This window comes from Thioalkalivibrio sp. ALE17, from assembly GCF_000425605.1.
GTDB lineage: Bacteria > Pseudomonadota > Gammaproteobacteria > Ectothiorhodospirales > Ectothiorhodospiraceae > Thioalkalivibrio.
Genome location: NZ_AUDT01000009.1, coordinates 18,404 through 39,482 on the forward strand (window position 1 = coordinate 18,404; position 21,079 = coordinate 39,482).

A 21,079-nucleotide genomic window follows, 5' to 3' on the forward strand; every position below is an offset into this window, starting at 1 on the left:
TAAAACCTTCAAGAAATTCGCCGAACCCGGAGAACGCCCATGACGAGCTGGAACGATGTAATCCAGCGGGTCGAGCCCCTCGAGGACGTCCCTGTCGATCCGTCGCTGGTTGATGACCTCCAGCACAGCCTGCGACACAGCGGTGACCCGGGTTCGGTGCACTTCTACACCCCTACGTTCAAGTCCTATCAGTCGACGGAACTGGCCGATTGCGGCAAGAGTGCCTGGCCGGCCATGTCCATCACCGGCGGTGACTGCAAGCTTGCCTGCGATCACTGCAAGGCGAAGATCCTGGAGCCGATGATCCCCGTCCGCACCCCGGAGGATCTCTGGCGCCAGGTGAATGGTGTGATCGAGTCGGGGGCCCAGGGCATGCTGCTGACCGGAGGCTCCAACCATCGCAACGAGGTGGAGTACGACCCGTACTACTCCACCATCCGCCGGATCAAGGACGAGTTCCCCGAGTTCCGAATTGCCATGCACACGGCGCTGGTGGATGACGACATCGCGTTGTCCATGGAGCAGGCCGGCATCGACGCGGCTATGATGGACGTGATCGGTGCCCAGGACACGATCACCCAGGTCTATCACCTGCGCCGTAGCGTGGATGACTTCGAGCAGACGCTCGAGAGCCTGGTGAACACCAACATGAAGGTGGTCCCCCATATCGTGATCGGCCTGCACTACGGCAAGCTGCTGGGCGAGTGGAACGCGCTGGAGATGCTGGCGCGCCATCTGCCCGACGCGGTGGTGCTGGTGGTGGTCATGCCGTTCTACGCCCCGGCCAGCCGTCCGTTCGAGACCCCGGACGTGCACGCGGTCGGTCGCTTCTTCCACGATGCGCGCGAGCGCCTGGGCGATACGTCGCTGCTGCTGGGGTGTGCCCGGCCGCCGGGCGAGGCCAAGAGCCAGATCGACAGCTACGCGGTGATGGCGGGACTGTCCGGCATCGCGCACCCGGCCGAGGGTGTGGTGGAACTCGCTGCGCGCCTGGGCAAGAAGGTCCGGGTCACGCCGGCCTGCTGTTCCATCGCGGTCGGCGACGAGGTGATGGCCGAGGACGCCGGCGTCGGCAGCGGCGTTGAGCTGGACCTCGACACCATCGTGGCGGAGGAGACCCGCCGTCGGGAACAGGAGCGCAAGGCGCGCCAGGGCCTGGGCGGCATCCGCATCGTGACCGAAGGCGGCGAAGTGGCATCCGGGGGTGGCTGTCATGCCTGAACGCGATCAGACGACCCTGCGCGTCCTGGACACCGGGCTGCGCCCGGCGGCCGAGAACATGGCCTTCAACCGCTCGTTGCTGGAGTGTCACCAGGAAGGCGTTTCCCCGCATACCCTGCGCTTCCTGCAGTTCGAGCCCTGCGCGCTGGTGGGCTTTCACCAGAACGTCGACCAGGAGATCAACACCGAGTACTGCAAGGAGCACGGGATCGCGATCCAGCGGCGCATTACCGGCGGCGGTGCGATCTATTTCGATGCCACGCAGCTCGGCTGGGAGCTGTACCTGGACAAGCGCTTCCTCGGCACGGCGGACATGGGCCAGATCGCCGCCCGCATCTGCAACGCGGCGGCCGCGGGCATGCGCTCGCTGGGCGTGGACGCGCAGTTCCGCCCGCGTAACGACATCGAGGTCGATGGCCGCAAGATCTCCGGTACCGGCGGCGCCTTCGATGGCGAGTCGATCATGTATCAGGGCACGCTGCTGATCGAATTCGATGTCGAGGACATGCTGCGCATCCTGCGCATTCCGGCCGAGAAGCTCTCGAACAAGGCGATCGAGTCCGCCCGGGACCGGGTCGTGAACCTGGCGACGCTGCTGGAGGAGATGCCGGCCCTGGATGTGGTGAAGGACGCCATCGCGCGTGCCTTCGCCGAGGAGTTCGGTGTGCGCACCGAGGCCGCCGATCTGCTGCCGGAAGAGCGTCGCGCCTTCGACGCGGCCCTGGCCGAGATCGATACCGAGGAGTGGGTGTACCAGCGCAACCGTCCGGCGACCGATGCCCCGATGTTCGAGAGCATCTTCAAGTCCGACGGTGGCCTGATGCGCGTGGGTGCGGCGCTCGATCCCGAGCGCAAGCGCCTCAAGCAGCTCTGGATTACCGGCGATATCTTCGTCAAGCCGGCGCGGACCATCGCGGACCTGGAAGCCGCCCTGCGCGATACGCCGCAGGCGGAGATGGAGGATCGCGTGCGCGCCTTCTTCGCGGAACGCGACGTGGAGATGCTGCAGCTGACGGCCGACGACTTCATCGCCGCCATCCAGTCGGCTCTGGCGCAGGCCGAGGTCGACTCGGCGGCCGCGCAGTGAGCCGCGCCGGGAGCCTTCGCTGATGCTGCCGTCCAGGGTCGATGTCCTGGTGGTGGGGCTGGGGCCCGGCGGGGCCTCCGCCGCGCGCGTATGTGCCGCGGCGGGGCTGTCGGTGCTGGCGGTCGAGCGCAACAAGGCGTTTGGCGAGCCGGTGCAGTGCGCCGAGTTTATCCCCAACCCGATGGGTGCCTACGCCAAGCCCGAGGGCGTGCTGCTGCAGCGCATCGATTCCATGCAGAGCTTCCTGCCCTCCGGCACCGTCGAGCATTCCGACTTCCCCGGCCTGATGGTGGATCGCGGCGAGTTCGACCGCGCCATCATCCGAGCGGCCGAGGCGAATGGGGCGCAGCTGGTCACCTCCACGCCGCTGATGGCGGTGGATGCCGAGCGTCACGTCGCCCGGGTGAAACATCAGGGCGCGGAGCAGGAGGTCGGCTATCGCGTACTGATTGCCGCCGACGGTCCGCATTCTCCGGTCGCCGAATCGCTCGGCCTGGAGTCTCTGCCCACGGTGCAGACGCGCCAGTACACCGTGCCGCTGAAAAAGGCCTATACCGCAACCGATGTCTGGCTCTCCGACGATTATCCGGGTGGCTACGCGTGGCTGTTCCCCAAGGGGGAATGGGCCAACCTTGGTCTGGGCGCCGACAAGCGGATCGCCGGTGACCTTAAGGCCCCGCTGGAGTCCCTGCACGCCCAGCTTGTGGAGCAGGGCCTGCTGGGCGAAGAGATCCGCTATCGCACCGGCGGGGCGATCCCGGTCGGCGGCCTGCGGGAGTCGCTGGTGGCGGGGGATGTCCTGTTCGTCGGCGATGCCGCCGGGCTGACCCACCCCATCACCGGCGCCGGCATCGCCGCCGCCGTGGTGTCGGGCGAGGCCGCCGGCGAGGCCGCGATCGGCCACCTGGAAGGCGATGCCGAGGCCTTTGCCGACTACGACGAGGAGATGCGCGACCAGTACGGGCCGGCGCTGGAGCGGGCCTGCGAACGGCGTGCCTTCCTCAACGAACACTGGCGAACCCCGCGGGCGCAGGAAGACGCCACCCAGCGCCGCGGATGGATTGCATTTTCCGAGTATTTCAACGATGGTGACCGGGCCGCGTAATCGGACCCGGTCGACGGATGCCTGGCATCCCCGAGACAACGCTGGAGGAACCCCATGAGTGCAAGTGCAGAGGAGATGGTCGCGCCGATCAACTTTTACCGGCCCGACTATCACATCAAGACCCCGGACATGCGTTCGCCGGAGTACGTGCAGATGTCCACCGCGGCCGCGATCACGCTGGGCCTGGTGCCGGGCACCATGCATCGCACGTCCTGCACGCACTGCCTTAACCTCCTGGTGACCTATCCGGAAGGCTGCCGCGCCAACTGCTCCTACTGCGGCCTGGCCCGCCACCGCGAGGAATCGCGGGACTACGCCGATCGCAACTTCATCCGCGTCGACTGGCCGACCGCCAAGTACGACGAGGTGATCGAGCGCGTCAAGAATCATGCCGACGCCGGCCAGTTCGAGCGCATGTGCATCTCCATGATCACGCACCCGAACTCCGATGCCGATACCGTCGAGCTGCTGGAGCGCTGGGTCGCCGAGGTCAACCATATCCCGGTGTCGATCCTGTCGAACCCGACCACCATGAGCTATGAAGACCTCCAGCTCCTGCGCGACAAGGGCGCGGACATCTTCACGGTCGCGCTGGACGCGGTGACCCCGGAGATCTTCGAGCGCACCCGTGGCAAGTCGGTGGAGAGCCCGCATACCTGGGACAAGTACTGGCAGTCCATCGAGTGGGCCGCCGAGATCTTCGGCCCGGAGAAGTTCGGCGCGCACCTGATCTGCGGCATGGGCGAGACCGAGGAAGAGATCCTGCAGGTCTGCCAGCGCATCCGCGACCTGGGCGGTCATAACCACATGTTTGCCTTCTTCCCCGAAGAGGGCTCGCTGATGGAAGACTGGAACCCGGTCCCGCGTGACCAGTGGCGCCGCGTGCAGCTGGGCCGCTTCGTCATCGACTACGCCGGTGGCCGCATCGACGACATGAAGTTCAACGCCGACGGCCAGGTGGTGGACTTCGGTCTGCCGCAGTCCGAGGTCGAGGAACTGATCGCCTCCGGCAAGCCGTTCCAGACCTCCGGCTGCCCCGGCAAGTCGGACGAGGAAGTCTCGGCCTGTAACCGCCCCTACGGCGATTCCAGCCCGACCGACATCCTCTCCTTCCCGTTCGCCCTTAATTCGACCGACGTCGGGTTCGTCAAGCGGCAGATGGCCGGGGAGGACGTCGGCACCTTCGACTTCGACGCCGACGAGGCGGAAGACGAGAAGACAGCCTGAAAACGATAGTGGTAGTATCCAGCGAAAGCCCCGGCATCCCCGGGGCTTTCGCACGTCAGGGGATCAATAAGACTTTTTGAATATTCAGGTTTCGAGCAGGGTTATCAAGGCCATTCCGAAGAGTGCCCTTGAACACACCTGCCGAAAAACTCGCGCCACGGTCGGTCACCATGGCGCGAGCCGTGGGAACACCATCAAGACCGGACCGGCGGCATTACAAGGGGGCCGCGCGTAACCGGGGTGTTCGCACAACACAACAAGAAGACCACCAAAGGAGATACAAAATGGAAGCACGCATCATTCGCCGCAGCCTGGTGACGATCGCGGTCGGCCTGGCCATGGGCTCCGCCGGCGTCGCGCACGCCACCAACGGCTACTTCGCCCACGGCTACGGCACCAAGGCCAAGGGCATGGGGGGCGTCGGGATGGCGATCTCCCAGGATTCCTACGCCCCGGGCATCAACCCCGCCGGCATCGCCGGCATGGAAACCCGCATCGACGGCTCCCTCGCCTACTTCCGCCCCGAACGTTCTGTGACGTTCAACGATATGGGCGATATGACGATTGACTCCGGTAGTGAAGACTTCTTCATCCCTTCGATCGGGTATGTCCAGCAGATCGACGAAAATCGATCCTGGGGTATTGCACTGCTGGGGAACGGGGGGCTCAACACGGATTATCCGGCATTCCAGAACCCAGGTTGCGCGCAGCAGCCACAACCTAATGCAGGGACCGGCGTCTTCTGTGGCGGCTCCGCAGGGGTCGATTTGGAGCAACTCGCGATCATTCCGACTTATGCGCAAAAGTTTGCCGATGGTCGAGTGAGTGTTGGGTTTAGCCCCATCATTAGTTATCAGCGATTTAGCGCTAAGGGGATCGCCGCGTTTGAGGGCATGAGTGCCGAAGCGGGGCAAGGTACGGTTAGCGATAACGGCACCGATACGACTTGGGGCTATGGCGCGCAGATTGGGTTCCAGGCCGAGCTGGCTGAAGGTGCCCGGGTTGGGGCGAGCTACCGATCCAAGATCCGGAATGGGGACTTCGACGACTACAGCGGTCTCTTCGCCGATGGCGGGAGTTTTGATGTCCCGTCCACCTACGGTTTAGGTTTCTCGGTGGACGTAAGCCCGAGCGTCACTCTTTCCGCCGATTACCAGCGCATCAACTACACCGATGTCGCTGCGATCTCGAACCCAGGCGATTCTGGGCCTCTGGGGGCGCCGAACGGTGCCGGCTTTGGCTGGCAAGATATCGATATCTTCAAGTTTGGCGCTCAGTATGAAGCCGGAAATGACTGGACCTGGCGAGTGGGCTACAACCGGGGGGAAAACCCGATTCCGTCTAGCGAAGTGGAATTCAACATCCTGGCCCCGGCCGTGATGGAAGATCACTTCACCTTTGGGTTCACCAAGGGCTTTGGCAATCAGCATGAGCTCAATTTTGCGGCGATGTATGCGCCGAGGCAGAGCGTTCGTGGACCCATCCAGGGTGGTCAGGCTGAGGCGACCATCGAGATGCGTCAGTACGAGCTCGAGATCGGGTACGCGTACCGGTTCTGATCGGGAGGTCCGGGGCGGTCGCCTGACCGCCGCGGGCTTTGGTATTGCGCGTCCGGGAGGGGCGCGCCGGCCTTGAGGGGAAGGTCGGATCCGCCAGGGAGGGCGGGTGATTCTGAAGTCCGGGACGCACCGGGGGGTGCGTCCCGGGCCCTTCTTTCTGTCGAGCATTCCGCTCGGATTTACCTGAGAATTCAAAGGAGGATGCCATGCGAGCAATCCACGCCTTGCGCGGGAGTGTCCGCGCCGTCGGCATGGTCGCGGCGGTTGCGCTGTTCGCGGCGAGCCAGACCGTGGCGGCGGACAACTACCGTCCGTTCGTGCTGGCCTACACCGAATCGGGGACGGATGTCTCCGCCGAGGCCGCCAGTGTGCGGGAACGCCTGGAGGGGGCCGACTTCCGGTTCCTGGGCGAATATCCGGTCAGTGACGACCGCCATGTGGTCGTGGTGACCCACGATGATCTGCTGGCGGTGGCCGGCTCCGAGGAACGCGGCGGCTACATCGCCCCGATCCGTGTGGCCGTGACGGCCGTCGATGGCGAACTGCAGGTGAGTTACAACAACCTGGAGTATTTCCGTCATGCCTACCGCCTGGACGCACCCGTATCCGGCGTCAGTGACCGGCTGGCCAGTACTCTCGGAGCGGAGCGCGACTTCGGGTCCGAGGACGGCATGAGCGAGCGCGACCTGAATCGCTATCGCTACACCTTCGGCATGGAGCGCTTCGATGCGCCCTACGAGCTGGCCAGCCATGGCAACCGGAGGAGCGCGTTGAGCGAGCTGGACAGCAACCTGGGCAACCGGGTCGCGGGGGTCAGCGAGATCTACCGGGTGGATATCCCGGGCCAGGACGTGACCGTGATCGGTGTGGCCGTGCGCGAGTCCGACGGGGCGGCCCAGGACTCGGCCGATCTGCACCAGCTGGGCATCGTGGACGTGGGCGAGTTCCGCCATACCGCGACGGTGCCGATCGAGATCCTGGTCCGCGGCGGCGAGGTCGAGGCCCTGCACATGCGTTTCCGCAAGGCCCTGCACTTCCCGGATCTGCGCATGCTGGGTGACAACAGCTTCATGCGGCTGCGCAGCTCGCCCGGTGCGCTGGAAGAGACCCTGAAGGAAGTCGCGGGTTACGAAGAAGAGGATACCGGCTTCGAGTGGTAAGACCGCTGGAGACCGCCTGCGCCATGGAACGGCGCAAGGGTGCGCGGAATTCCCGCGTAGCCCACTCAAGAACCCCGGTCCGCCGGGGTTTTTTTACGATCCGGACATGCACTTGTTTTATGCTCCCGCAACATTCGCGGCAGGACGCACATCCATGAAATCGATGAAGATCGCCAACATTGGCGAGATCCGCAACGAACTCAACAAGTACAAGAAGGGCAAGAAGCTCGATATCCACCAGTTCAACCAGGTGGCGCGCCTGGCCTGGCTGGGCAAGATCGTGATGCAGCCGCTCGATCTGGAAGACCCGGACTGCAAGTCCTTCCTGGTATATATCCAGGAGCCGGAAGAGCTGGCCGCGCATTTCCTCGATACCGACCAGGAACTGACCGGCGGCATCCACATCATCGATGGCGAGCAGGCGATGGCCATGGTCGAGATCATGCGCAGCGGGGTCGAGGAGCGCGCCAAGCTGTACGAGGATCTCTCCCGCAGTGACTTCTATTTCCGCTATTTCTACCAGCCCGGCCAGGAGGACAAGGCAGACGACTCCAGTGCCGGACAGGACAAGCCCGAGGGCTGACACTTGGTCGCATCCACGGTAACCCCGGAGTGGATCGACGCCGGGGCCCGATCCGCCGAAGAACTCCACGCGCTGTATACCGGTCTTGCGGCCTCCACCGCGCCGGATGCGCCCCCGCGTATCCTGTGGGTGCACGCGCACGAGCCGCATATCTCGATCGGGGCCAGCCAGGACGCGGAATCCGACCTGGATCTGGCCGCCTGCGCCGAACAGGGTGTGCCGGTCGTGCGGCGTCCACTGGGCGGTGGCTCGGTCTGGGTGGACGCCGACCAGGCCTGTTTCTTCCTGATCCAGCCGCGCCAGGTGCTGGCCCGTGGGCATCGCCACCTCTTCGCCGTGGGACTGGGCATCGCCATGGATGTGCTGCGCGCGCTCGGTCTGGAGGGCGTGGAGGCCCGGGGCCAGGATGTCTGGGTCCAGGGGCGCAAGATCATGGGGACCGGGGCCGCAACGCTCGACGAGGGCTGTGTGTTCGGCGCCAGTTTCCTGCGACATTTCCCGGTCGAGCGCTTCCTCGCCTGCGTGTATGCCCCCAGCGAGGGCTACCGTGACTGGTTGCGCCCGGCGCTGGAGACGGGCATGACCGACTGCGCCCGCCAGTGTCCGCAGGTCCCCGCGCCCGCGCAGGTCGAGGCGGCCCTCCAGGGTGTCCTGGAACGCCGTTTCGGCATTCCGGCACGCCGGATCGAGCCGGACCGGGCGACCCTCGATCAGTGGCTGGCGCTGGGACGCGAGGAACTGACGGACCTCGCCGACGGGCAGGGATCGCCGTCGGTGCGCGATGGCATCCGCGTGAACCGCGACAATCACGTGTTCGAGACCCGCGGGGCCTGCGGGCGCCTGCGCCTGCACGTGGAGGGATCGCATATCGCGCGGATCTGGTGCGAGGATGCGGCCACCACCGCCATCCTGGAGGAGCGCCTGGTCGGTGAATCGCCGGAACGCCTGCGCGTGCGCTCGCGCCTGAACGGCCAGCTCGATGCCCGCATGGTGGATGAGATCAGTGCCCGCATCGACGGGCTTTATCGCGGAATCGCAGCGGCCTGACAGGCCCCGGTCCCGAGCCCCCTCCCCACGAACGCCGGAGAAGCCGCATGTCCGAACCGACGATCGAACGCCGCCTGGAGAAACGCCTGATCCTGATGACCCAGGACGGCGCGATGGCCGAGCGCCTGCAGGCCCAGCTGCCGCCGGAGTGGCAGTTGCACCAGGTCACCGACCTGGATGAACTCGGGCCGTGGAACGAGATCCTGCTGTACCGGTTCCTGTTGCTGGACCTGGACGAGATCGAGGCCTTTGATCCGCTCGACGTGATCCGGATGCTGCGCATGGAATACCAGATCAACCTTCCGGTATTCTGCTTTGGTGGCGATCAGGACATCCAGGATGAAATGCGCCTGGCCCGCGCCGATCGCTTCTTCGGGCGCGATGAGATGATCGACAAGTTGCCCGAATTCGTCCGCCAGTACGACTGGTAGCCATCGGCCCGCGCGGGGCCTGGCGCCGCGAGGTTTGTTGCAGGGAGATCGTCGAATGGACCCCATCATCCGGGTGCGCGAGTTGTACAAGGTCTTTGGCCCGAACCCGCAGGAGGGTCTGCGGCTGATCGAGGACGGGCTCGACAAGGACACCATCTTTGAGCGTACCGGCAACACGGTGGGCGTGAAGGACTGCAACCTGGATATCGCCGAAGGCGAGATCTTCGTGGTGATGGGGCTGTCCGGGTCCGGCAAGTCCACCCTGGTGCGGCTGCTGAACCGCCTGATCGAGCCGACCGCGGGAACGGTCGAGGTCCGCGGGCGCGATGTCACGCGCATGAGTCAGCGCGAGCTGATCCGGCTGCGCAGCGAGGATCTGGCGATGGTGTTCCAGTCCTTCGCGCTGATGCCGCACAAGACCGTGATCGACAACGCTGCGCTGGGGCTGGAGATCGCCGGCGTGGGCCGCGCCCGGCGCCGCGAGCGTGCGCTGGAGGCGCTCGACCAGGTCGGTCTGAAGGCCCATGCCCGCAGTTATCCCGACGAGCTTTCCGGCGGCATGCAGCAGCGCGTGGGACTGGCGCGGGCGCTGGCGACCGACCCCTCCATCATGCTGATGGACGAGGCCTTCTCCGCGCTGGACCCCCTCATCCGTACCGAGATGCAGGACCGGCTGCTGGATCTGCAGCGCGAGCACCGGCGTACCGTGGTGTTCATCTCCCACGACCTGGACGAGGCCATCCGCATCGGCGATCGCATCGCCATCATGCAGGGCGGCGAGGTGGTGCAGGTTGGCACGCCCAAGGAGATCATCCTCGATCCAGCCAACGAATACGTGCGTTCGTTCTTTCACGGGGTGGACATCACCCAGGTGTTCCAGGCGCGCGACATCATGGACAGCGAGACCATCCCCGTCCTCGCGGCGGATACCACGGCCGGCGAGGCCCGTAGCCGCATTGCGCGCGTGCCCGGCAACGAGGCCGTGATCGTCGATGCCGCGGGGCGTTTCCAGTCCGTGGTTCAGGCCAAGCGCCTGGGCGAGCTGACCGTGGACCGCCCCGCGAGCGAGGTGGCCGTGGAGGTCGAGCCGGTGGGCGAGGACACGCCTCTCGCGAATCTCCCGGGCCGGGCGGCGCAGGCGTCGGTGTCCATCCCGGTAGTGGATGCGGAAGGACAGTTCCGGGGGCTGGTGACCCTGCAGCGCCTGGTCGAGGCCCTGGATCGCAGCCGGAACGCGGCCGCCGCGAACGGAGATCACTGACATGGAAGGACGCATCAACATCCCCGTGGGGGACTGGATCGAGACCGCGGTCGACTGGATCCTCGATAACCTGGAGCCCGCGCTGGACGGCATCGCCTGGTTCCTGGGGCTGCTGACCAACTCCTTCGAGGGGGCGCTGCTGGCGATCCCGGCGTGGCTGCTGGTGCTGATCCTGGTCGGGCTCAGCTGGTGGCGGGTTAGCTGGCGCTTCGGCATCTTCGCCATCGTGGCGCTGGGGCTGATCCTGGGGATGGACCTGTGGGAGCCTACGATCAAGACGCTGTCGCTGGTGCTCGCGGCGACCGCCGTCGCGCTGGCGATCGGCATGCCGGTGGGTGTGGCGATGGCGCGCAGCGACTGGGTCGAGGCGTCGATCCGTCCGGTGCTGGACCTGATGCAGACCATGCCGCCCTTCGTCTATCTGATCCCGGCGGCGATCTTCTTCGGCCTGGGCACCGTGCCGGGTGCGATCGCCACGGTGGTGTTCTGCATGCCGCCGGTGGTGCGCCTGACCAACCTTGGTATTCGCCAGGTCAACCGCGAGCAGATCGAGGCGGGGCTGGCGTTTGGTTGCAATCGGCGCCAGCTTCTGACCAAGATTCAGTTACCTCTGGCGATGCCGTCCATCATGGCCGGCATCAACCAGACCATCATGCTGGCACTCTCCATGGTGGTGATCGCGTCGATGATCGGTGCCGGCGGGCTCGGCAATACCGTGCTGACCGGTATCCAGCGGCTCGATGTCGGGCTGGGGTTCGAGGGCGGCCTGGGCGTCGTGATCCTCGCCATCCTGCTCGACCGGATCACCCAGAGCGTAGGGCTGCGGCGCAAGGCGAGCGGCTGATTCGGGCTCGTGCGCGGCGCCATCCGTTTCACTCGAAGGAAGGAGTAGCAAGATGAACAAGACACTGACTTCAACCCTGCTGGGCGGCGTGCTGGCCGCCTCCATGGGCCTGTCCACCGCGCAGGCCGACGATATCCAGATCGGCTGGACCGCATGGTCCGACGCCGAGTTCGTGACCAAGCTGGCCGAACGCGTCATCGAGGACGAGATGGGTTATTCGGTCGAACTGATCCAGACCGACATCGCCCCGCAGTATCAGGGCCTGGCCTCCGGCGATATCGACATGATGCTGATGGCCTGGCTGCCGGGGACCCATGCCGACTATATGGAACGTGTCGGGCAGGACGTGGTGAACCTCGGCCCGCTGTACGGCAATGCCCGCCTGGGCTGGGTGGTGCCGGACTACGTGCCCGAGGATGAACTCGGCTCCATCGAGGACCTGAAGAAGGACTCGGTCCGTGATCGTCTGGACGGCCGCATTACCGGGATCGATCCCGGTGCGGGCCTGACCCGGCTCTCGGAAGAGGCCCTCGAGACCTACGGCCTGGACGGCTACAGCCTGCAGATCTCCTCCGGGGCGGGCATGACCTCCGCGCTGGACCGGGCGATCCGTCGTGATGAATGGATCGTCGTCACCGGCTGGAGCCCGCACTGGAAGTTCGGCGCCTACGACCTGCGCTACCTGGAAGACCCGGAAGAGGCCCTGGGCGGCTTCGAGCGTATCCATGCCCTGGCCCGCGAGGGCTTCGCCGAGGAGTATCACGATGTCGCGATGATGATCTCGCGCATGCACCTGAACCTGGACGTGCTGGAAGAAGCGATGTTCTACGCCCAGGAGAACTCCTACGCTGAGGCCGTGGACCGCTTCATCGAGGACCACCCGGAGTACGTGCAGTACTGGGTGACCGGCGTGATCGACTGATCAGCACGGACTACCCGCAGCACCCGAAAGCCCCGCCCCGGCGGGGCTTTCTTTGTTCAGGCCACTGCATTTTGTTTCACCACGAAGCGCACGAAGGCACGAAGAAGGGCAAGGGCTATTGCAGCACGGAGGGGGCGGAGGGCACGAACAGCACGGAGAAGTTCGGTTCAGGGGCGGACGACGGGGCGAATGGAACACGTTGTCGGCATTCTCCGGTCACGATGAAGATTGGCGGGCGTCCGGGATGGCGGGGGCGGGTGCTTTGAGCGGGCCGCTACTGTGGCTGGTCCAGAAACGCGAAAGGCCCCGGGCGGGTCGCCGCGGGGCCTTTGAGTGACGCGCCCCGGGACGAGCCGCGGGGTGGGGCGATCCGGGATCAGCCGATCCAGGCGTGCTCCAGCACGTCGATGCGGATCTTCTCGTGGAAGGTCTCGCCATTGCCCTCGATCACCAGGTCGCCAATGCGGGTGCCGGCGGTATCAAAGCTGAACTTGCAATCGAAGGTACCCGGCAGGGACACGCTGCCCTCGCACAGGGTTTCGCCTTCCACCGAGAACTTGCAGCTGGCGCTGCCGGAGCCGTTCAGCATGGCCTGGACCCGGAATTCCTCGTTGATCGGACGGCGGTACACGTTCGGGTCGCGGTTCGGGTTGTACTGCAGGTTGTTCAGCTTGACGAGTTTGACAAGTTTCATACCGGGTCCTCTGTTGAAGCGCTGAATCCGAGTGACGGGCGCCTTTGCACGCCCAACCCCGCAGCCGTGGGGCGTTTGGTTCATGCAAGTGCGCAGGTTCGATAGAATATAAACAGCAAATGATACAACAAAGCCTGCGCGAACACGATTGGCCGCCCGCCCAGCGCGCTGGAGGGTAACGCTGCGCACGCGCATACACCAGTCCCTGCCGGAGATCCCATGAAGAACCTGATCAACCGCATCCGCGGTGTGGAACGCGATGTCATCGAGAAGCCGGGGGACGCGGGCGGTGCCCCCTTCTACAAGCCCCAGGGTGACGAGATCGAGATCTTTCAGGCGGCGTACTCGAAGCGCCTGCCGGTGATGCTCAAGGGCCCGACCGGCTGCGGCAAGACCCGCTTCCTGGAACATGTCGCGCACACCCTCGGCCAGCCGCTGGTGACCGTCTCCTGCCACGAGGACCTGACCAGCTCCGATCTGGTCGGCCGCTTCCTGCTGGAAGGCGAGGAGACCGTCTGGCAGGACGGCCCGCTGACCCGTTCGGTCAAGGAGGGCGCGATCTGCTACCTCGACGAGATCGTCGAGGCACGTACCGACACCACCGTGGTCATTCACCCGCTGACCGACCACCGCCGCCAGCTCCCGCTGGACAAGAAGTCCCAGATCATCGACGCGCACGAGGACTTCATGCTGGTGATCTCCTACAACCCGGGATATCAGACCGTGCTGAAGGATCTGAAGCCCTCGACCAAGCAGCGCTTTGTCGGCATCCACTTTGACTACCCGGCCGAGGATGTCGAGCGCGAGATCGTGGCCAAGGAATCCGGCGGCCTGGATGCCGACCGCGTGGAAAAACTCGTGGCGGCCGGGCGCAAGGCCCGGGCCCTGAAGGACCATGGGCTGGAAGAGGCGACCTCCACCCGAGCACTCGCCTATGCCGGCGAACTGATGCAGGCCGGTCTGAGCCCGCGTGTGGCCTGCCGTGCCGCGATGATCGCCCCGATCACCGACGACCCCGAGCTGATCCAGGCGCTGGAAGAGATCTTCGACGCCCACTTCCCCGAGTCCGAAGCCGCGTGAGCGATACCGCGACCAACGGCGGCGCGAAACCGGAGGCGGAAGAACTCGTCGAGATCGAGGAAATCCTCCAACACCTGGAGGACATCAGCTTCGTCGCCCACCGCGACACGAAGGAAGCCCTGCCGGCTATCCGCCCGTTCGGCGCCACCATTGCGCGGCGCTGGATCGAGACGGCCCGCGACCTGTTCTTCCATGACCGGGAGTCGGGCAAGAGCTTCATGCGCCACTCGGCGCGACTCGCCGAGCACATGCAGACGGTGGAGCTGTGGCTGGAGCAGGCGGCCCGCTTCAAGGAGTGGGTCAACTCGAACTATGCCCTGGAAGGCTTCATGACCCAGGCCGATCGCGTGTATGACGCCTGGGGCGAGGCCGGCGAGCGCGAGTGGGCCGAGATCGGCCTGCGCTGGTGCGCGCGCAGTCTCCCGGATGCCCGGGCCTATTTCGAGACCGACTTCGAGAAGCTCGCCGGCGGGCGTGGCATCGACGGCCTGCGCGCCCTGATCGAGCCGGCCGAGACCCTGTTCGACGAGCGCGGCCTGACCCTGGATGCCTACCTCGAGGGTGCGCCGATCGCCCGCAACCTGGTCGGCGACCAGGGCCTGCTGTCCTGGGCGCGACGCGGCGCGGACCTGCTGAAGGCCGGGCGCTCGCGCGGCGAGGCGTACTTTCGCCTGGAGAGCGACGAGAGCCTGAAGCTGCTGCTGGAGGCGTTGCCGGGCTTTCGCCCGCGCATGCACGGGCGCTTCCTGCGCCTGGTGCTGATGGCCTGGCTGGACGCCGACATCCCGCTGGCCGATTCCAGCTGGAAGCCGGGCGAGGGCCGTCCGATGCTCGAGACCGATGGCCGGCGCCTGTTCATGCCGGCGGTAATGGACTCGCGCGAGGAGGCGATCGTCGCCACCCAGCATGCGGCCGCGCATCTCGCCTTCGATACCTATGCGCACAGCGAGGTGGAGCGGCTGTTCGCACGCGCGGGTGCCGAGCATCCACCGCTGGACGACAAGTCGCGCATCACCTGGCGCCCGCTGTTCGCGCCCTTCGAGGCGCGCATGTTCCGCTTCCAGGTGCTGTTCGACCTGGCCGAAGACCTGCGCGTAAACGCGCGCCTGGCCCCGCGCATACCGAACTTCCTGCCACGCCTGGTGGCGCTGGCCGAGGTCCACGGTCGCCCGGAGGGCGTGGCCGGCGTCTATTTCGACTTCGCACTGAAGGCCCACCAGGCCCTGCTGCGCGACGAGCCGCAGGACCCGCGTCTGGCGCGTGTGCTGGAGCCGGACGCGGACGTCGTAACCGCCTGGGCGGTCGGCGAGGAGCTGTTCGCCGACGAGGCCTTCCCCGAGATCACCATCGAGGATCGCGCCGAGGCCTATCTGCCCGGGCTGTCGCTGAACCAGTCGCTGCCGGTGTATCCGCAGCGCAAACGCGACGGCAGCCTGGCCGACTTCCGCGACCACGAGGCGCACGACGAGCACAAGTTCGAGCACCAGAAACAGGAAGAGCAGCCGCAGCAGGCCCCGGAGCAGGCGCAGAAGGACCCGGACGCCGACATCCAGACCCCGCAGCAGGAGACTTCCGGCACCGGCGGGCGCATCGGCACGGGCATCCCGCAGCCGGCGCAGGTGGCCAAGCGCGCCGCGCCCTACACCCCGAAGAAGGACGGCATCCCGTATCCGGAGTGGGACTACCGCGAGCAGCGCTACATCTCCGACTGGGTGAACCTCTACGAGCGGGTTCTGGACGACGAGGACCCGGAGCGGGCGGCCACGATCCTGTCGGAGAACGCCGATACCCTGAAGCGCCTGACCCGCGGCCTGGAGATGCAGCGCCCGATGCGCCTGGCGCCGCTGAGGAAACAGCTCGACGGTGACGAACTGGATACCGAGGCGGTGATCGACTACATCGCCGACAAGAAGGCGGGGCTGTCGCCCAAGGCCTTCATCTACCGCCGCCGTGCGGTGCAGCACCGCGATACCGCCGTGCTGATGCTGGCGGACATGTCCACCTCGATCATGGCGCGCCACCCGGGCGGGCAGGGCAAGATCGTCGACCGCGTGCGCGAGGGGATGATGCTGTTCGCCGAGGCGATCGAGAAGGTCGGCGACCCCTACGCGATTTCCGGCTTCGCCTCCAAGCAGCGCGACCAGGTCAACTACTACTGGCTGAAGGACTTCAACGAGGACCTGAACGACACCGTCCGCGCCCGCATCGCCGGGGTTTCCGGGCGTCTGGCCTCGCGTATGGGCGCGGGCATTCGGCACTCGCTGGAGGCATTCCGGCGCAGCTCGGCCCAGCGCCGACTGCTGCTGATCCTGTCCGACGGCCGCCCGGCCGACTACGACGACGGCGGCGATCAGCGCTACCTGCACGAGGACACGCGCATGGCGATGAAGGAGGCGGTGGACGCCGGCGTCCACCCCTTCTGCATCACCCTGGACCCGTCCGGTTCGGAATACCTGCCGGCGATCTTCGGTCCCGGCCACTACACCATCATCGACCACGTGGACGAGCTGCCGCGCCGTCTGCCCGAGATCTACCTGAGGCTGCGCCAGTGAGTGCCACCCCCGAATCCATCGATGCATCCACCGGGGCCGCGGCCCGGCACTCGGAGCCGGCCCGTCGTCATGCCACGTTGCTGCATGCCCCGCGCTATCGCGGGCACAGCTACGGCGACAACCACCCGCTCGGGATCCCGCGCGTCTCGCTGACCATCGACCTGATCGAGGCCTATGACGCGATCACGCCGCAGGAGATGGCCGTATCGCGCAAGGCACAGCCGGCCGAGCTCGAATGGTTTCACACCCGCGAGTACGTCGCCGCGATGCAGCGCGCCGAGGCGCTGGGCAAGGTCTTCCAGCGCTACCGCGACCGCCACAACATCGGCAACTTCGAGAACCCGTTCTTCGCCGGTTTCTTCGCTACTCCGGCGACTGCCACCTGGGGCTCCATCCAGGGGGCCGAGGTGGTGCTGGGCGGGCGCATGGCCTTCAACCCGGCCGGTGGCATGCATCACGCCGCCCCCGACCAGGCGCGCGGCTTTTGCTACTTCAACGACCCGGCGCTGGCCATCCTGCGCCTGCGCCAGGCCGGGCAGCGCGTGCTGTATCTGGATATCGACGCCCACCACGGCGACGGGGTCGAGGCCGCGTTCACCGACGACCCGGACGTGCTCACCGTCTCCCTGCACATGGACACCGAATACGGCTACCCCTTCGAGGGCGGGCGCATCGAGGACACCGGACCGCTGGGCAACGCCGTGAACCTGCCGCTGCCCAAGGAGACCAACGACACGGAGTTCCGCGCCGCCTTCACGGCCGTCTGGGAGGCCGTGCGCACCCGCTGGCAGCCGGATGCGGTCGTGGTCCAGGCCGGGACCGATGCGCTGCTGCCGGACCCGCTCGGCAAGTTCGGCATCTCCACCCAGTGCTTTCTCCAGTGCATCGACGACGTAATCGAGACCAGCCCGCGCCACGCCGACGGCACGCCGAGGCTCCTGGTGCTCGGAGGCGGCGGTTATCACCCGCTGGCGCTGGCGCGCTGCTGGACCGGGGTCTGGGCCCTGCTGACTGGCCGCGAGCTCCCCGCCGCGATCCCGGAGGCCGGCCAGAACCTGCTGCGCGAGGTCGACTGGGACATGGACGAGGAGGAGGACTGGTACGAGAACCTGTTCGTCTCCCGCCTCGACGCCGACCGCTCGGGCCCGGTCCGTCCTGAACTCAACGCCCGCCTGGAGCACCTTTTAGCCACGCATCCTTTGTTCGCGCAAGGCTGACTGCGGCGGAGTGAGGCGGGGTGGGAGTAGCCCGGCCCACCTGCGGGTTTTCGCAAATCCCGTCGGCTGACGTAGGATTCCACAGCTTGCAGGCTGGGGGCACCCGGTCGGTACGACGTCTGATCGAGCGAGGAGACGCATGGAGTCCGAGCAGAAACTGATACCCGGATACGCCAACGCCAAGGCAACGCGCCGCTACGCGGAGCAGTTCGTGGCCGAGGGCAAGGCCGCCGAGGGGCATTACAGCGAGTTCTCGCGCGCGAAGATGCGCCTGTCGAGCCTCGGCATCGGCACCTTCGGCGGCGCGGCCACCGCCGAGGTGGACGCGCAGATCTCCGCGATCGTCGCGCGCGGGCTGACCGAGGGCGTCAACGTGGTGGATACCGGCGCGCACTACCGGTACGGGCGTTCGCTGGCGGCCGTCGGGGCGGGTGTGCGCACCGCGCTGGAGGCGGGCGTCCCGCGCGAGGCGATGTTCCTGATCTCCAAGGGCGGCTTCCTGACGCTGCGCGGCGGGCCGCCGGAGGACATGGAGGCCTGGTTCCAGCGCGAGATCGAGTCCCAGGGCATGGGGACGAAGGACGACCTGGCCAAGGGCGCGCACCTGCTGACGCCGGAATACATCCACTACCAGATGGAGCTGTCGCGCTCGCTGATGGGGGTGGAGACGCTGGATGCCTTCATCATCGACCAGCCCGAGGTGCACATCCACGAGATCGGCAAGGAAGCGACCAACCGCAAGCTGGAGCCGGTGTTCGAGGTGCTGGAGCGGGCCGCGCGCGAGAAGAAGATCCGCGCCTACGGCATCTCCACCTTCGAGGGCTTCCGCGAGGAGACCGATGCCGCGGTGTTCCAGTCGCTGACCTCGATGCAGGGGCTGGCCGAGCGCGCCGCGCAGACCGTCACCGGCGACGACCATGCCCGGCATCACTTCAAGATCGCGATGCTCCCCTTCAACCAGGTGATGCTGGAGGGGTTCACCCGCTTCAACACCGCCACCGGGCAGGGCAACGTGGCGAGCCCGCTGCAGGCCGCCCACCAGCTCGAGGTGTACATGATTGCCTCGCACTCCATGCTCAAGGGCCATCTGGCGCAGCAGTCGGTGGAGGTGGTCGAGCAGCAGCTGGCCAGCCTGCCTAATCCGGCCCAGCGCGCGATGCAGTTCAACCGTTCCACGCCGGGGCTGGGCACCTCGCTGGTCGGCATGAGTACGCCGGCGCACCTGGACGACATGCTGGCGGTGATGCGCGAGCCGATGATGGACAAGAAGGCCTACCTTGGCATGTTCAAGAAGGCCGAGGAGTAAGCCGGAGCCGGGTCTTTCCCTGGTGGGAGCCGGCTTGCCGGCGAAGCCCCTGCCTGCATCCGGCTTTGGCAGGGGCTTCGCGTGCAAGCACGCTCCCACAGGGTCCCGGGCCCCGGCTGCAATCGCGAATTCATGCACAAGGGTATGCCATGCAGGTTGATCTGAAGGCCCTCGAATTTCCCGCGATCCAGCGCCTGCTGGAGCGCCTGACTGCCACCCCCTACGGTGCCGATGCCGCGCGCGGCCTGGAGCCGGCGCCGAACCTGGATGCCGCCCGGGCCCTGCAAAAGGCGGTAACCGTCGCGCGCCAGCGCCTGGACGCCGGCACCCTGCCGCGGCTGGGCCAGCTTCCCGACGTGCGCGCGGCGCTGCGCCAGGCGGCCAATCCCGGCGCGGCCCTCCCGGTGCAGGCGCTGCACAACCTGCAGACCATCATGCGTCATGCCCGCGAGCTGGCGGACCAGCTCGCCGATACGCCGGAGATCTACCCGGCCGACCTGAACAAACTGTATCCGCCCGAGGCACTGGAAGAGCGTCTGTCCGCGTGCCTGAATCCTGGGGGTTCGCTGCGCGAGGACGCCAGTGCATCACTGGTCGAGGCCTTTGGCGAGCGCAACCGCCTGCGCGGCGAGGTCGAGGCGGTGGTAAAGAAGCGTCTGGCAGCCTCCGATGTCGCGCAGAAGGGCGAGGACGCGCTGAAGGTTCAGTGGCACCAGGAGCGCGCCGTGATGGTGCTGCGCGGGGATGCCGCCAGCGCGGTAAAGGGCGTGCGCCGAGGCACGGCCATGGGCGGGCGCGACCAGATCGTGGAGCCGATCGAGGCGGTGCCGCTGAACAACCAGCTGGATACGGTCAACGGTCAGATCAACACCGAGCAGCAGCGCCTGCTACGCGAGCTGACCGATGTGGTGCGCCAGTACGGCGAGCCGCTGGAGCTGATGCTGACCGCGCTGACCTGGATCGATCTCGCCTCGGCCGCGGCGCAGCTCTCGGCCCAGATGAATGCCCACGCCCCGCGGCTGGAGGCCGAGGCGGGCGTGGAGCTGGTCGAGGCCTACCATCCGCTGCTGCTGTTGCAGTTTGCCGAGGGCAACGGCCCGCAGCCGGTGCCGCTGTCGATCCGGCTGGATGGCGAGCAGCCGCTGTTGCTGATCACCGGGCCGAACACCGGTGGCAAGACGGTCGCGCTGAAGACCTTGGGCCTGCTGGTCACCATGGCGTGGTGCGGGCTGCATATCCCGGCCGAACAGGACTGCCGCATCGGGCGTTTCGATCAGGTGATGGTGGATGTTGGTGACAACCAGAGCCTGTTCCACCACCTGTCGACCTTCGCCGGGCACGTGGAGGTCCTGAAACGCATCCTCGAAAACGCCGGCCCCGAGAGCCTGATCCTGCTGGACGAGCTGGGCACGGGCACCGACCCGGACGAGGGCGCGGCCCTGGCGATGGCGATGCTGGACGAACTGCGCGCGCGGGGCACGCGCGGGATCGTGAACACCCACCTGGCGCCGCTGAAGGACTACGCCGCACAGCATGCGGGCATCGTCAACGCCTCGATGCAGTTCGACGCGGAGACCCTGTCGCCCACCTACCGGTTGCTGATTGGCGAGCCCGGCGTCTCCTTCGGTCTGACCATCGCGGAGAAGAACGGCCTGCCGCCGCAGCTGGTGGCCCGCGCCCGCGAGCACTTCGCCGAGCTGCCCACCGCGCAGGCTGGGGCCGAGCACAGCTGAGCCTTGATCCGAGGTGCTCCCTGGAGATCGCCGCGGCGCTGCGCGCGTCG

At 66.6% G+C, this 21,079-nt stretch carries 18 protein-coding genes; 17 read left to right on the forward strand and 1 reads right to left on the reverse strand.

The annotated features are described in order from the left end of the window. The first annotated feature begins 39 nt into the window (after positions 1 to 39). The 12 genes from H609_RS0107900 to H609_RS0107955 all read left to right on the forward strand — a co-directional run bounded on the left by H609_RS0107900 (position 40) and on the right by H609_RS0107955 (position 12,447). Positions 40 to 1,221, forward strand: coding sequence for a radical SAM protein (locus tag H609_RS0107900; protein WP_018877058.1), 1,182 nt, complete (start codon positions 40 to 42; stop codon positions 1,219 to 1,221). After that, a complete protein-coding gene (locus H609_RS0107905) occupies positions 1,214 to 2,308 on the forward strand; it encodes a biotin/lipoate A/B protein ligase family protein (RefSeq protein ID WP_018877057.1) in 1,095 nt (364 codons plus the stop codon). Before H609_RS0107900 ends, H609_RS0107905 begins: the two co-directional genes overlap by 8 nt. 22 nt (positions 2,309 to 2,330) lie before the next feature. Beyond that, positions 2,331 to 3,413, forward strand: coding sequence for an NAD(P)/FAD-dependent oxidoreductase (locus H609_RS0107910; protein ID WP_018877056.1), 1,083 nt, complete (start codon positions 2,331 to 2,333; stop codon positions 3,411 to 3,413). A gap of 54 nt (positions 3,414 to 3,467) precedes the next feature. Continuing rightward, positions 3,468 to 4,640 carry a radical SAM protein gene (locus H609_RS0107915; RefSeq protein ID WP_028484699.1) on the forward strand — a complete coding sequence of 391 codons (1,173 nt, stop codon included), beginning with the start codon at positions 3,468 to 3,470 and terminating at the stop codon, positions 4,638 to 4,640. A gap of 284 nt (positions 4,641 to 4,924) precedes the next feature. After that, positions 4,925 to 6,199, forward strand: a complete 1,275-nt coding sequence (locus tag H609_RS0107920; RefSeq protein WP_028484700.1) for an OmpP1/FadL family transporter — start codon at positions 4,925 to 4,927, stop codon at positions 6,197 to 6,199. A 206-nt stretch (positions 6,200 to 6,405) separates the two neighbouring features. Further along, positions 6,406 to 7,359, forward strand: coding sequence for a hypothetical protein (locus H609_RS0107925; RefSeq protein WP_028484701.1), 954 nt, complete (start codon positions 6,406 to 6,408; stop codon positions 7,357 to 7,359). A gap of 154 nt (positions 7,360 to 7,513) precedes the next feature. Beyond that, positions 7,514 to 7,942, forward strand: coding sequence for a hypothetical protein (locus H609_RS0107930; RefSeq protein WP_018867540.1), 429 nt, complete (start codon positions 7,514 to 7,516; stop codon positions 7,940 to 7,942). Between the two features lie 3 nt (positions 7,943 to 7,945). Then, a complete protein-coding gene (locus H609_RS0107935; RefSeq protein ID WP_018867539.1) occupies positions 7,946 to 8,989 on the forward strand; it encodes a lipoate--protein ligase family protein in 1,044 nt (347 codons plus the stop codon). A gap of 47 nt (positions 8,990 to 9,036) precedes the next feature. Next, positions 9,037 to 9,420: a hypothetical protein gene (locus H609_RS0107940; protein ID WP_018877052.1), complete on the forward strand. Its 384-nt coding sequence runs from the start codon at positions 9,037 to 9,039 to the stop codon at positions 9,418 to 9,420. Between the two features lie 55 nt (positions 9,421 to 9,475). Next, positions 9,476 to 10,681, forward strand: a complete 1,206-nt coding sequence (gene proV, locus H609_RS0107945) for a glycine betaine/L-proline ABC transporter ATP-binding protein ProV (protein WP_028484702.1) — start codon at positions 9,476 to 9,478, stop codon at positions 10,679 to 10,681. Between the two features lies 1 nt (position 10,682). Next, entirely contained in the window at positions 10,683 to 11,525 is an 843-nt protein-coding gene (locus H609_RS0107950; RefSeq protein ID WP_018877051.1) for a proline/glycine betaine ABC transporter permease, read from the forward strand. A gap of 52 nt (positions 11,526 to 11,577) precedes the next feature. Continuing rightward, positions 11,578 to 12,447 (forward strand): glycine betaine ABC transporter substrate-binding protein, encoded by an 870-nt coding sequence (locus tag H609_RS0107955; protein WP_018879886.1) that lies wholly within the window; start codon positions 11,578 to 11,580, stop codon positions 12,445 to 12,447. A gap of 376 nt (positions 12,448 to 12,823) precedes the next feature. Here H609_RS0107955 and H609_RS0107960 read toward each other — a convergent pair whose 3' ends face one another. Then, positions 12,824 to 13,141, reverse strand: a complete 318-nt coding sequence (locus H609_RS0107960) for a hypothetical protein (RefSeq protein ID WP_018877049.1) — start codon at positions 13,139 to 13,141, stop codon at positions 12,824 to 12,826. Between the two features lie 219 nt (positions 13,142 to 13,360). Here H609_RS0107960 and H609_RS0107965 point away from each other — a divergent pair, with 219 nt between their 5' ends. The 5 genes from H609_RS0107965 (at position 13,361) to H609_RS0107985 (ending at position 21,029) form a co-directional block, all read left to right on the forward strand. Then, a complete protein-coding gene (locus H609_RS0107965) occupies positions 13,361 to 14,221 on the forward strand; it encodes a CbbQ/NirQ/NorQ/GpvN family protein (protein ID WP_018867533.1) in 861 nt (286 codons plus the stop codon). Continuing rightward, positions 14,218 to 16,773: a nitric oxide reductase activation protein NorD gene (locus tag H609_RS0107970; RefSeq protein WP_028484703.1), complete on the forward strand. Its 2,556-nt coding sequence runs from the start codon at positions 14,218 to 14,220 to the stop codon at positions 16,771 to 16,773. The genes H609_RS0107965 and H609_RS0107970 overlap by 4 nt, the downstream gene beginning before the upstream one ends. Then, the gene (locus tag H609_RS0107975; RefSeq protein WP_018877047.1) at positions 16,770 to 17,990 is read left to right on the forward strand and encodes an acetoin utilization protein AcuC; all 1,221 of its coding nucleotides are present in this window, start codon (positions 16,770 to 16,772) and stop codon (positions 17,988 to 17,990) included. Before H609_RS0107970 ends, H609_RS0107975 begins: the two co-directional genes overlap by 4 nt. 139 nt (positions 17,991 to 18,129) lie before the next feature. Further along, on the forward strand, positions 18,130 to 19,296 hold the full coding sequence (locus H609_RS0107980; protein ID WP_018867529.1) for an aldo/keto reductase: 1,167 nt from the start codon (positions 18,130 to 18,132) through the stop codon (positions 19,294 to 19,296). Between the two features lie 149 nt (positions 19,297 to 19,445). Further along, positions 19,446 to 21,029 carry a DNA mismatch repair protein MutS gene (locus tag H609_RS0107985; RefSeq protein ID WP_018877046.1) on the forward strand — a complete coding sequence of 528 codons (1,584 nt, stop codon included), beginning with the start codon at positions 19,446 to 19,448 and terminating at the stop codon, positions 21,027 to 21,029. The last annotated feature ends 50 nt before the right edge of the window (positions 21,030 to 21,079 follow it).